We start from the raw sequence: 11,916 nt of genomic DNA on the forward strand, positions 1-11,916 counted from the left end.
CTGGCATCCATTGTTCTCCCCGCCCACCGCAGCCCCTACGGTCTCGGCACCATGCTCGACGGCACCGCCACCGTGGCCGTACGCCCGTATGTAACCGCCCACGAACAACGCGCACGACGGAGCGAACTGGCCCTGGCGGCCATGGGATGGCAGGCCTCGGGCCCGTACGCGATCCAGGAGTGGGAGGTCGTCTGATGGGAGCGGAGACCGAGGCCGACTGCGCGGAACCACCCCACCAGCCCCGCGAAACGCGTCTGCTGCCCTGGCCCGGCGCCGAGGGCAAGCCCTGCTACCTGATCACGGACGACCGGGGCGGACCGGTGTCACGCCTGGCCGACGCCACGGAATCCATCCAGCTCAGCATGGGCACACAACTCCTCGCCCACGCCCGCGCCATGCTCCCCCGAACCCCGCAGGGCGAACTCCGCTTCCTCGCCGAGCGTCTGACCGAGGCACTCCAGGACGCGCTCCGCGTCGCCGAGAGCAGAGGCCGGCGAGGCTCCTCGGGGCGGCACCCCCGGCCGTAGGAGGTTCTTGCGCCGCGCCCGCCCGAGGAGCGCTCATAGTGCGAGTAGCCCTGAGTGCCAGTGCCTGTGTCTCACCCGTCCGGCAGCGAAACTCCGGTGGACTACGGCTGCCCGGGCGGGCCCTTCTGGCTCAGGGCGCCCGCGACAGTGTGCAGGAACACTATGAGTTCCTGGGTGAGTGCGGTCGGCCGTCGGCGGTGCACGATGCTGATCTCGCGGGCCGGAGTGAGCCCGCGCAGACCGAGGACCGGGAGCGGTCGGCACCGGCGAGCATGCTGTCGGAGGCGAGCGCGATCCCCCGCACGGCCCGACCAACTCCAGGATGACGTGGTAGTCGGCGGACGCGTAGGCCAGGCCACGTGGGGCTCGATGCCGGACTAGCCGGCGACCGTTTCCAGACAGGTCCTGTTCGGAATGCCCGTTGCGCCGGAGATCCACGTCGCGTTCCCGAGCCGGTCGAGGCCGATGCCGCGACTGGCCGTGCCGTCGGCGAGCCGGTGGTCGGCAGGCAGCACCAGCCGAAGCGGGTCGTCGAGCAGCAGTCACCGGTCGAGCCCCCGGATGCGGCGTCGGGGCCACGCCGGGGTCGCGGTGGGCTCGAACCAGCCCAGGCTCTCCGCCCGCCAGTCTGGCTTCACGTCACCCCACGACGGCACCTGCATGTGGCTGGCCGAGGGGAGGGAGTCGATGAACGCCAGTGCTGGTCGCGGGTGATGCGCGGGGGCCACTGGCCATCTCCTCGCACCTTCATCTCTTCATACGACGAGCAGGGCCGTCAGCAGGAACAGGACGGTGAGCGTGATGCCCAGGCGGAACCGGTGACGCTCACTCAGGTTCTGCACGCGAGGCGTCTTGGTCCATACGTAGACGCCGGCGCCCCAGAACGCGGTCAGTACGAAACCGGTCGGACTGTGGGTCCACACCCAGGCCATCACGCCGAGGATCGCACCGCCGACCACATGCCCGACCACGTGCTCGGTGATCCGGTCCTTCTGCTTCCACTGGTCCTTCAGCAGGTCCTTGCGCTGACCTTCCCGCTGACCTTCCCGCTGTTCCGGCAGAGGCTCAGGAGGCCGCTCCTGCTCCATCTCCCCACCGTGCTGTTCCATGCGTCTCCCGCCTGCCGGTCCCGCCTGCCGAGAGCTGGGGATGAATCACTCCGATGCTCCCCGTGTCCGTACGGTCACGAACAGTCGCGAAGGCGGAGTGCGGGGGCGCGGAGAGGGAGCCTCCGCCTCGTGAGCGCCGGTGGGCACAGGATCGGCCGCAACCTCCTCAGAGGCTGCGGCCGATCGCGTTCTCGTCGGTCAGGGCGTGCCGGTCACTTCACCGCCGCGCCCACCTGGACCGTGACCGTCGATCCGTCCCAGGCCTCCTGGAGGATCTCGATCCTGGTGTTGGTGTCAGTGATCCTGACTGCCCCCGTGGGGTTCGTCTCGTCGTAGTACGTGTTGGCGTGGTCGTCGAACGTCGGCACTCCCTTCTGGGAGGGGATCTTCGTGGCCACGTCCGCGTCATGCAGCGTGATGCCGTCCGTGCGGCCCAGGCTGAACGGCGAGTCGTACGTCTGGACGCGGTTGTCCATCAGCGTGCCGTCCGACCACTTCAGGAGCTGCGGGTGGGCGTCCACCGGCAGGATCAGGCCGACTCCGGGGTGCTTGCTGGTGTTGTTGTCCTCCTGCGAGGTGTCCCACTTCCAGATCAACAGGCCGTTCTGGTACGGGTAGTGCTCCACCCACTCCGGACGCGTCGTCGAGAAGCCGAAGTTGTACGGGCCGACCTTCAACGTCTTGTCGTACGACACGTACTGGCGGTTCTCGGCGATGTAGTACTGCGCGTAGTCCGTGGAGTAGGAGCTGCCGATGCGGGAGAAGCCCTCGGCCGTCCAGGCGGGGTCGGCGGCCTCGGCGTCGTCCGAGAAGAGGGCCGAGCCGTCGGCGGTCACGGTGATCTCGTCGGCCGCGAAGCCCTTCTGGGCCACCGCCTCGTCGGTCTGGTAGCGGAAGCGCAGCTCGATCTTCTTGCCCGCGTACGCGTCGAGCGGGTACGACAGCTTCTCGTACGCGTCCGTGGTGCCGTCCAGGGCCGGCTTGCCGTTGCCGTCACGGCCGATGGCCGCGCCGTCCGCCGTACCGTCGACGGCCGTCCAGGTGGCGCCGCCGTCGGTCGAGACCTCGGTGTAGAGGTAGTCGTAGCCCTTCTCGACGTCCCACCAGCCGTCGAGCGTCAGCGCCGCCGAGGACTTGCCCGTGAGGTCCACGGAACGGGTCAACGTGTTGGACAGCTTGTTGCCACTGCCGCTCCACCACTGGGTCGCGCCCTGTGCGGGCTTCACGACCTCGGTCTGCACCTTCTTCTTGGGCAGCTCGACCACGAGGGCCTGCTTGTCCTTCGTGTTGTACTCGGCGACGCCCAGCTTGTGCTTCGAGTCCGTCGCGGCCTTCGCCGTGTCGTAGTCGAGCCAGCCGAGCTGCAGCTTGTCCCAGGCGTTCATGTCGCCGGGCAGGTCACCGATCACGTCCTTGCCCGTGCCGAGCCAGGAACCGGACGACATCAGCGTCCAGAAGCCGGTGGAGTTCTCGCCGTCGCCGGTGGTGTCGTACTCGTCGGGGAGGCCGAGGTCGTGGCCGTACTCGTGGGCGTAGACGCCGAGTCCGCCGTTCTCCGGCTGGATGGTGTAGTCGCCGACCCAGAGGCCGGTGTCGCCGATCTGGGTGCCCCCGCGCTGGTTGTTCTGGGGACCGGTCTTGCCGAAGTCGTCACCGAAGGCGTACCAGCGGTGGGCCCAGATCGCGTCCTCGCCCTGCGCGCCGCCGCCGGCGGACTCGTCCTCACCGGCGTGCACGATCTGGAAGTGGTCGATGTAGCCGTCGGGCTCGTTGAAGTCGCCGTCGCCGTCGTAGTCGTAGCGGTCCCACTGGTCGAACTGCGCCAGGTCCGCCTTGATCTCGGCGTCGGTCCTGCCGGCCGCCTTCTGCTGGGCGACGTACGCGGTGACTCCGTCCCTGACGACGTCCCACACGCAGGTGTCGCACTTGTTGGAGCCGTAACGGGCCTCGTTGTAGGGGACCTTGACCCAGTCCGAGACCTCGCCCTCGACCGAGTAGCGGCCCGAGGACTGCTTCTCGTAGTACTTCTTCAACGACTCGGTCTTGTCGCCGGTGCCGAAGTACAGGTCCTGGAAGTGCTTCTGGTTGTAGTCCGCCTGCCAGGCCGTCGTGTTGTTCTTGCTCCGGTCTGGTTCGGCTATCTGGTTGTGCAGCGGGCCGGGCGTGCCGCCGTAGCGGCTGTCCGTCTGGTCGCCGAACTCGACGAGGATCGTGAAGATCTTGTCGGTCTTCTCGCGGCCGAGCTCGACGTACTTGCTGTCGCCCTTCCTGCTCTTCAGCCGCACGACCTGCGAGCCGTCACGGTTCCTGACCGTGGCGTCGCCGGCTATGACCTGCTTCAGGGCTTCTTCGCGCTGGGCCGCCTGGCTCTTGCTCACCGGGCCGTCGAGGTCGTGCTCCTGCTCGGCGTGGTCCGCCGGGTCGTGCCGGTCCACGGACGCCGTCGGCGCGCCCTCGTCGGCGTGGGCCACCGCGAGGGTCGAGAACGTGGCTGCCGCCGTGACGAGGGCGGCGCCTATCGCCGCCGCCCTGAACGTCCAGGGTCTGTTGGTCACTTGGGGGGTTCCTTCCATGACGCGGTCGGCTGCGGCAAAGAGGCGTCCTGGTCAGGGACATCCGCGACGCACGACACGCGTGGGATTCAAGTGACCTTATTTGACTGGAGATTCGAGAGAAAAGAAAGATCCCGACCTTTCCTTGACCAAGTCACCGCATGAGGTTGATCGTTTTCTACCGCCCACACAACGAGTTCACCGACCCGCCAGGAAAAGCGCACTTACCGCTTGAGGATGCCGGATGACCAGGCCGAACAGCCTGCCGAAGCTTCGCTTACTACCGCAGGGTTCGGCATTTCTCGGATTGGCGTATGGATTTTCGCCTGTGCAATGCGGGGGCGGCCGTCGAATCAACACGTGTCAGTAATGCGGGGCGCGTTTCTCGGTCGGGGGGCCAAGGGTTCAGGGGACCAGGGGATCAGGGGGAAGTAGGCCGATGATCGACGCGACCGACTACCTGTCGCACACTCAGGGCGGCCGACCGGTGGCGATCAAGGTGGTACGGCCGGAGCTGGCCGACGATCCGGCCTTCCGGCGGCGGTTCCGCCGGGAGGTCGAGGCGGCGCGGCGGGTGCGGGCGTACACCGCCGAGTTGATCGACGCCGAGCCGGACGGCGTACCACCCTGGCTGGCCACGCTATATGCACCCGGGCCCTCCCTGACGGAAGCCCTCGCCCGGCTGCACAACCCGGAGCGGGCACTGCGCCTCGGGTCGGTGTGCCGCGGCAAGGGTGGGTTGAGGGCTACAGACCGAAGGCGAACAGAAACCGCTTTCAGCGGCTCGGATAAAGGCGGGCGCCGCGATAGGGGGAGCCATTACCGTGATCCACGATCATCCTCGTTAATCATCGCCCCCAGAAGGGAACCTCATGCACTTCCGTCGTAGAGCCGTGGTCTTACTCGCCACCCTGGCCACCCTCATAGGCGCCAACCTGATAGCTTCTACCCCCGCGCAGGCCGCCACCTCCTGCTCCGGCACCGTCACCCACAGCCAGACCTTCCGCGGCTCCGACGGCAGCATCATCGGCGAGCTGACCATCTACTACAACAGCAGCAACGGCGGCACCAACAGCGCCTGCTTCTACCACCGCGGCGCCTCTTACGGCGTCGCCGCCAATACCTACGTCCTGATCATGCGATGCTCGCAGCGGTCGGGCGAGGGGCGGACCTGCACTAGCACCGCCCAATCCTCCCCGCAAGACGGCGACTTCTCCTACTACGCTGGTCCCGTTGGTGTGACCGGCACGGCGAACTACTGCGTCGCTGCGATCGGCTGGATCACTTGGCGGGGCGTCAACTACGGGAAGTTCGATCCCCTCACTCGGGGCTGCTAACCACCACGCTTACGGCGGCGGCCGGAACGGGTGCTATGGCCCGGAAACGGTCCGCTCAGTACGAGATAACGATCTGGCGGGCGGACTAGGAGCTGTCGCATGTCCCGCTCGGAAGGTGCCTGCGCGCGCTCACCACGGATGTTCTCCGTCAACTCCCAGTCCGCGTTGTCGCTCACTGACGCCCTCCGGCCGCCTTGTCGTCCTCGCTCCCCTCCAGCGCCTCCGCCAGCACCTCCGCCAGGTGCCGCCCCCTCCGTCCGGCCAGTTGCTCCAGCTGCGTACGGCACGAGAAGCCGTCCGCCAGGATCACCGTGTCCTGCGTCGCCGCCCGTACCGTCGGCAGCAGTTGCTCCTCCGCGCATGCCGCCGACACGTCGTAGTGGCCCTTCTCGAAACCGAAGTTGCCCGCGAGACCGCAGCAGCCGCCGGACAGGTCCCCCGTCAGGCCCGCCGCCTCGCGCAGGCGGCGCTCCGCCGCGTCGCCGAGGACCGCGTGCTGGTGGCAGTGGGTCTGGCCGGCGACCGGGCGGTCGAGACGGGGAGGGGTCCAGTGGGGGGCGTAGCGCTCCAGTGCCTCCGCGAAGGTGAGGACCGAGGCGGCCAGGCGGGCCGCGCGCGGGTCGTCGTGGAGCAGTTCTGGGAGGTCCGTGCGCAGGGCGGCCGCGCAGCTCGGTTCCAGCACCACGATGGGTGGGGGCTCCGGGGTGAGTTCCGGGTCGAGGAGCGGGTCCAGCAGGTCCAGGGTGCGCCGCATGACCTTGCGGGCGCGGTCCAGTTGTCCCGTCGAGACGTACGTCAGTCCGCAGCAGGCCCGGCCTCCGAGGATCCCGTACGGGTTCGGGCGGGGCGAGTCGTAGTCGTCGTCGGCCGACTTCCTCAGCTTCATGGCGGGGGTCGGGTACACCCAGATGCCCGCCGCCTCCAGCACCCGCACCGCGGCCTGCCCGACGGACGGCGAGAGGTACTCGGTGAAGGTGTCCGACCAGAGGTAGACCGTCTTCGGAAGGTCCGGAGGGAACCCCGCGCCCTCCTCAGCCACGGCCCGCTCCCGCAGCTCCCCCAGCATCCGCTCCCCCTGCCCGCGGAGCCTTTGGCGGAACCAGCGGCTGAACGGCTCCCGCGCCAGCCGGGGGATGTCCCGCTCCACCGCCAGTCCGCCCGCACGCTTGGCCGTCCACGCCAACGGGCGGAGCGACGCGAGGGAGTTGACCAGCCGGGCCGTCCGTGTGCGGGCCACCAGGCCCAGCCACACCGGCAGCCACCCCATCGCGTAGTGCGCCGCCGGGCGGCGACGGCCGGTGTAGTGGTGGTGCAGGAACTCCGCCTTGTACGTGGCCATGTCCACCCCGACCGGGCAGTCCGAGCGGCAGCCCTTGCACGACAGGCACAGGTCGAGGGCGTCCCGGACCTCCGTCGAGCGCCAGCCGTCCGTGACCACCTCGCCCGCCAGCATCTCGTGCAGCAGCCGCGCCCGGCCCCGCGTGGAGTGCTCCTCCTCCCCGGTCGCCCGGAAGGAGGGACACATGACCCCAGCTCCGGAGCCGGAGGAACCGGCGGGCATGACACGGCACTTGGCCACGCCCACGCACCGGCGCACCGCCGCCGAGAAGTCCCCGCCGTCCTCCGGATAACCGAAGGCGACGTCCACCGGCTTTCGGGGCAGCACCGCGAACCGGAGGTTGGAGTCGAGCGGCGCGGGGCGCACGAGCATCCCCGGGTTGAGCAGATCGTCCGGGTCCCACACGCTCTTGGCCCGCTCGAAGAGCCGGACCGCCTCCTGCCCGTACATCCTCGGCAGCAGTTCGGCCCGTGCCTGCCCGTCCCCGTGCTCGCCCGACAGCGAGCCCCCGTGGGAGACCACCAGGTCCGCCAGTTCCTGGGAGAAGAGGCGGAAGCGGGCCACCCCCGCGTCCGACATCAGGTCGAAGTCGATGCGGACGTGGATGCAGCCGTCGCCGAAGTGGCCGTACGGAGTGCCGCGCAGCTCGTGGGCCGACAGCAGGGCCCGGAAGTCCCGTAGATACGCCCCCAGTCGGGGTGGCGGCACCGCGCAGTCCTCCCAGCCGGGCCAGGCCTCGGCGCCGTCCGGCATCCGGGTCGCCGTGCCGCTCGCGTCCTCCCGGATGCGCCACAGGGTGCGCTGGGCAGCGGGGTCGGTGACCACGAGCGCGTCCACGACGTCCGCCGCCCGGACGACGGTCTCCGCGCGCTCCCGCGCCTCGGCCGCCGAGTCCCCGCCCGTCTCCACGAACAGCCAGGCCCCACCCCTTGGCAGCCCCGCCCCCTCGCGCACCAGGTCGGCCGCCATGCCCTCCACTGTCAGCGGCCCGTACGCGAGCAGTCCGGCGGCCGCTTCCGCCGCCGCGCTCTCGTCGGCGTAACCCAGCACGGCCAGCGCACGCGCGCGGGGGGCTTCGACGAGTCGGACGACCGCCTCCGTCAGCACCCCGAGCGTGCCCTCGGAGCCGCAGAAGGAGCGGGCCACGTCCGCGCCGTGCTCCGGCAGCAGGGCGTCCAGGGCGTAGCCCGAGATACGGCGCGGGAGGCCGGAGAGGGAGGGGAAGTCCGTGCGCAGGCGCGCCAGTTCTCCCTCGACCAGCGCCCGAAGCCCGTCGGGGGCACCGGCCCAGTCCCGGCCCGGCCGCAGCAGGTCGCCCCTGCCGCTGATGACCGACAGTTCCTGGACGCTGTCCGCCGTGGTGCCCCAGGCGACCGAGTGGGACCCGCACGAGTTGTTCCCGATCATTCCGCCCAGCGTGCAGCGGCTGTGGGTGGAGGGGTCGGGGCCGAAGCGGAGGCCGTGCGGGGCGGCGGCCTCCTGGAGGCGGTCCAGGACCAGGCCCGGCTGGACGACGGCTCTGCGCGCCTCGGGGTCGAGCGACACGATCCGGTTCATGTGACGGGTGAAGTCCAGCACCACGCCCGTGCCCGTGGCCTGGCCCGCGATGGACGTGCCCCCGCCGCGCGCCACGACCGGCACGCCGTGCTCCCGGCACACGGAAAGCGCGGCGGCCACGTCGTCCGCGTCCCGTGGGGCCACCACGCCCAGCGGCACCCGGCGGTAGTTGGAGGCGTCCATAGTCGTCAGTGCCCGCGCGGTCGCGTCGAAGGCGACCTCACCGCGCACGGCCGCCCTCAGCCCGGCCTCCAGTCCGGCCCGTACTTCCCCGAGATCCGTCATGCCCCAAGCATGCCCCCACCACTGACAGTGACCGTCCGGTGACCCACCGCCCCGCCCGCCGCCCTCACGTGTCACCCACCGAGATGTCCCGGCCGCATTCCGAGAACGCCCCCGGAACCCGCTGAACCCGCTGAACCCGATCACGAACTCTCATATAGTGACCGCCAGTTGAGCACCAGGTGTCACTCCTGTGGCGGGACGTGATCAAGGAGAAAAGGAGAAACGCCCCCGAGACCACGCCAACGCCAACGCCAACGCCACAACTGAGGCACGACCAGAGGCACGCCCCAGAGGCACCACCAGAGGCACCACCAGAGCCACAGCCGAGGAACGACCGAGGCCGCAACCGAGGCCACGACCGAGGACCAACTCATGACGCCGCCCATCCCCCCAGGCGAACGGCCCGCCCTCCGCGCCCTGGTGCCCGTGCCCCTGCTCACCGCCGTACTGGCCGCGCTCGCGGTCGGCGGGTCGGTCGCCATGGCACCCGAGTCGGCGCGACCCGCGCTCGCCTGGGGCGCGGGCACCGCCGCCCTGCTGCTCACCGCCGCCGTCGCGACGGCCGTACACGCCGCGCAGACCACCAGGCTCGTCCGCCGCCGCCTCGACGCCGTCTCCCAGGACGCGGGCCGGCTGCTGCAGGACCGGGCCAGACTGGCCGAGGAGTTACGCCAGGAGCGGGCGCGGCTCACCGACGACTTCGTACGCGAACGGGCGCGCCTCGCGGAGGACTTCGAGCGCGAACGGACCCGTCTCACCGAGGAGTCCGAGCAGGAGCGGCGCAGGCTCACCACCGACCGCGCCCGCCTCGCCGAGGAGAAGGCCGAACTCGCCGACCGGGTCCGCAAGGCCGAGAGCGAACGGGCCGCCGCCGTCTCCGCCACCGCCAACGCGGCCGGCCGTATGCAGGCGCTCGCCACCGGCACCCTCGCCGACCTGCGCGAGATGGAGGAGCGCCACACCGACGAGGACGTCCTCACCGACCTCCTCCACCTCGACCACCGCACCGCCCAGGCGAACCGTCTCGCCGACTCCGTCGCCGTGCTCGCCGGCGCGCGGTCGGGCCGCCGCTGGGCGCGGCCGATCCCCATGGAGTCCATCCTGCGCGGCGCGATGGGCCGCATCGGCGGCTACCAGCGCGTGCGTCTGCACTCCTCCAGTGAGGCCGCCGTCGCCGGACACGCCGCCGAGGCCGTCATGCACGCGCTCGCCGAACTCCTCGACAACGCCGCGAACTTCTCCCCTCCGACCGCCGAAGTGCACGTGTACGTCGAGGAGGTGCCCACCGGGGTCATCGTCTCCGTCGAGGACGCGGGCCTCGTCATGAGCGACATACAGCTGCGCCGCGCCGAACGCGCCGTCTCCGGCGAGGGCGCCGGCCTCGGCGGGCTCTCCGGCACCCGGCTCGGCCTCGCCGTCGTCGGCCGCCTCTCCGTCAAGCACGGTCTGAAGGTGTCCTTCCGCCCGTCCGCGCGCGGTGGCACCGGGGTACTGATGCTCATCCCGCAGGACCTGCTGGCCGGCGCCTTCGCCCCGGCACCCGCCCCGGCCCCGCGGTCGGAGCCCGTACCGCCGCCGCCCCTCGCGGCGGCGTCGTACGCCACGGCCCGCGCACCCCAGGACGTGGACCCCGAGCCCGTACCGACGCACGAGTCCGCGGCGGGCCCGGACAGCGGCCTGTCCGCCGAGGACCCGTCACCGAGCGGCTCTCCGAGCAGCTCTCCGTCGGGCCCTCCGGCCGCGAGCCCTGCGACCACGAGCGACCTGCCCGGGGCCCTGCCCAGGCGCCGCCGAGGACAGACCCTCGCCGCGGCCCAGGCCCGCACCCGCGACCGCGTCCCGGCCCGACCCGACCCGGAGGCCCGGCCCGCCGCCGATCCCCGGGCCAGGGCCGCCCGGTTCAGCAGCTTCCGAAGCGCCGTACGCGGCTCGGTGCCGGACCAGGCGCTGGTCCAGGGCACGACGACCGAGGTGCCGCTGGAGGTACCGGTGGCGGTGCCGACAGAGGTACCGGTGGAGGGCGCCGGCGCCGTACGGCGTGCGGAGGCCCGCGCCGAGCTCGTACGCGCCCCGAAGGCCACCTCACTGGACGACGCACCAGACGCACCACAGGCACCACAGGCACCGCACTCCCCCGCCCCCTCACAACCGCAGTCGCAGACACAGACACAGTCGAAGTCGCAGTCGCAGTCGCAGTCGCAGTCGCACCCGTACCCGGAAGGTGACCCCACCTCATGACCGGCCCCATCGGCACCACTGGCACCCCTGGCTCCACCGGCACCAGCACCGCCGACGAGAAGCTCGCCTGGCTCATCGAGGGCCTGCTGGAACGCACACCGGGCACACGGCACGCGCTCGTGCTCTCCCGCGACGGCCTGAAGCTGTGCCGCACGCCCGAGCTCTCCGTCGACCAGGCGGACCAGCTCGCCGCGATCGCCGCCGGCATCCAGTCGCTGTCCCACGGGGCCTCGGTGGAGTTCGGCGACGGCAGCGGGGGCGTACGGTCGGCGATGGCCGAGTTCTACGGCGGGGTCCTGTTCATCGTGGAGGCCGGCCGGGGCGCGCACCTGGCCGTCGTCACCGACGAGGACGCGGACGCCGGCCTCGTCGGTCACAACATGAGCGAGCTGGTCGAGCAGCTCGGCGAGCACCTCAGCGCACAGCCGCGCACGGTCAGCGGCCCGGCACCCGGTACGGCCTCACGCACCTCATGAGCCGGCCCGGCAGGGACGACACGCCCGACCGGCTCTACACCCTCACGGGCGGGCGCAGCCGGTCGGCGCCCGACACCCCGTTCGACCTGGTGACGCTCGTGGTCGCCGAGTGCGATCCGGCGCCCGGCATGCAGTCGGAGCACACGGCGATCCTGCGGCTGGCCGAGAGACCCACGGCCGTCGTGGAGATCGCCGCCGAACTGGGACTGCCGGTGAGTATCACCAAGGTCCTGCTCTCCGACCTCCTCGCCGCCGGCCGCGTCAGCGCCCGCCACCCGCAACTGGCCGCGGTCATCGATCCCGACATCCTGGAGCAGGTGCTCGTTGGACTCCGCAACCTCTGAAGACGGTACGAGAACCTCCGACTTCGTGTCCGCCGACCTCGTGTCCGCCCACCCCGTGTCCGCCGACCCCGTGTCCTCCGGCGTCGTGTCCTCCGGCGTCGTGTCCTCCGGCGTCGTGTCCTCCGGCGTCGCAGATTCTCACGACCCCGGCC

10 protein-coding genes and 2 pseudogenes are annotated in these 11,916 nt (G+C 70.9%); 7 read left to right on the forward strand and 5 right to left on the reverse strand.

Annotated features, from left to right (window positions below; translation table 11 throughout):
* Both FNH08_RS31255 and FNH08_RS31260 read left to right on the forward strand, forming a co-directional pair.
* Window positions 1-195, forward strand: a pseudogene (locus FNH08_RS31255) (hypothetical protein); the annotation flags it as partial.
* Complete coding sequence (locus tag FNH08_RS31260) at window positions 195-527, forward strand: hypothetical protein (protein WP_152774888.1); 333 nt, start codon at window positions 195-197, stop codon at window positions 525-527. The pseudogene FNH08_RS31255 and the gene FNH08_RS31260, both read left to right, overlap by 1 nt.
* Before the next feature lie 377 nt (window positions 528-904).
* Here FNH08_RS31260 and FNH08_RS51010 read toward each other — a convergent pair whose 3' ends face one another.
* The 4 genes from FNH08_RS51010 to FNH08_RS31275 all read right to left on the reverse strand — a co-directional run bounded on the left by FNH08_RS51010 (window position 905) and on the right by FNH08_RS31275 (window position 4,191).
* Window positions 905-1,042 carry a type 2 periplasmic-binding domain-containing protein gene (locus FNH08_RS51010; RefSeq protein WP_194238675.1) on the reverse strand — a complete coding sequence of 46 codons (138 nt, stop codon included), beginning with the start codon at window positions 1,040-1,042 and terminating at the stop codon, window positions 905-907.
* Window positions 1,043-1,069: 27 nt separating this feature from the next.
* Entirely contained in the window at window positions 1,070-1,255 is a 186-nt protein-coding gene (locus FNH08_RS31265) for a hypothetical protein (RefSeq protein WP_152774889.1), read from the reverse strand.
* 27 nt (window positions 1,256-1,282) lie between these two features.
* A complete protein-coding gene (locus tag FNH08_RS31270; protein ID WP_152774890.1) occupies window positions 1,283-1,636 on the reverse strand; it encodes a hypothetical protein in 354 nt (117 codons plus the stop codon).
* A gap of 212 nt (window positions 1,637-1,848) precedes the next feature.
* Window positions 1,849-4,191, reverse strand: a complete 2,343-nt coding sequence (locus FNH08_RS31275; protein WP_322725820.1) for an immune inhibitor A domain-containing protein — start codon at window positions 4,189-4,191, stop codon at window positions 1,849-1,851.
* A 385-nt stretch (window positions 4,192-4,576) separates the two neighbouring features.
* On the opposite strand from FNH08_RS31275, the pseudogene FNH08_RS31280 reads away from it, so the two are divergent.
* Window positions 4,577-4,870 (forward strand): annotated as a pseudogene (locus tag FNH08_RS31280) (serine/threonine-protein kinase); the annotation flags it as partial.
* Between the two features lie 190 nt (window positions 4,871-5,060).
* The gene (locus FNH08_RS31285) at window positions 5,061-5,525 is read left to right on the forward strand and encodes a hypothetical protein (protein ID WP_152774892.1); all 465 of its coding nucleotides are present in this window, start codon (window positions 5,061-5,063) and stop codon (window positions 5,523-5,525) included.
* Window positions 5,526-5,697: 172 nt separating this feature from the next.
* On the opposite strand, the gene FNH08_RS31290 is transcribed toward FNH08_RS31285, so the two are convergent.
* Complete coding sequence (locus FNH08_RS31290; RefSeq protein ID WP_152774893.1) at window positions 5,698-8,706, reverse strand: FAD-binding and (Fe-S)-binding domain-containing protein; 3,009 nt, start codon at window positions 8,704-8,706, stop codon at window positions 5,698-5,700.
* A 372-nt stretch (window positions 8,707-9,078) separates the two neighbouring features.
* Between FNH08_RS31290 and FNH08_RS31295 the strand changes: the two genes are divergently transcribed.
* Genes FNH08_RS31295 through FNH08_RS31305 form a run of 3 tightly spaced genes read left to right on the forward strand, consistent with a single transcriptional unit; the run spans window position 9,079 to window position 11,764 of the window.
* Window positions 9,079-10,944: a sensor histidine kinase gene (locus tag FNH08_RS31295; protein ID WP_152774894.1), complete on the forward strand. Its 1,866-nt coding sequence runs from the start codon at window positions 9,079-9,081 to the stop codon at window positions 10,942-10,944.
* Window positions 10,941-11,420 (forward strand): roadblock/LC7 domain-containing protein, encoded by a 480-nt coding sequence (locus FNH08_RS31300; protein WP_152774895.1) that lies wholly within the window; start codon window positions 10,941-10,943, stop codon window positions 11,418-11,420. The genes FNH08_RS31295 and FNH08_RS31300 overlap by 4 nt, the downstream gene beginning before the upstream one ends.
* Window positions 11,417-11,764, forward strand: a complete 348-nt coding sequence (locus FNH08_RS31305) for a DUF742 domain-containing protein (RefSeq protein ID WP_152774896.1) — start codon at window positions 11,417-11,419, stop codon at window positions 11,762-11,764. The genes FNH08_RS31300 and FNH08_RS31305 overlap by 4 nt, the downstream gene beginning before the upstream one ends.
* The last annotated feature ends 152 nt before the right edge of the window (window positions 11,765-11,916 follow it).

Source organism: Streptomyces spongiae (genome assembly GCF_009377185.1).
GTDB classification, from domain to species: Bacteria; Actinomycetota; Actinomycetes; order Streptomycetales; family Streptomycetaceae; genus Streptomyces; species Streptomyces spongiae.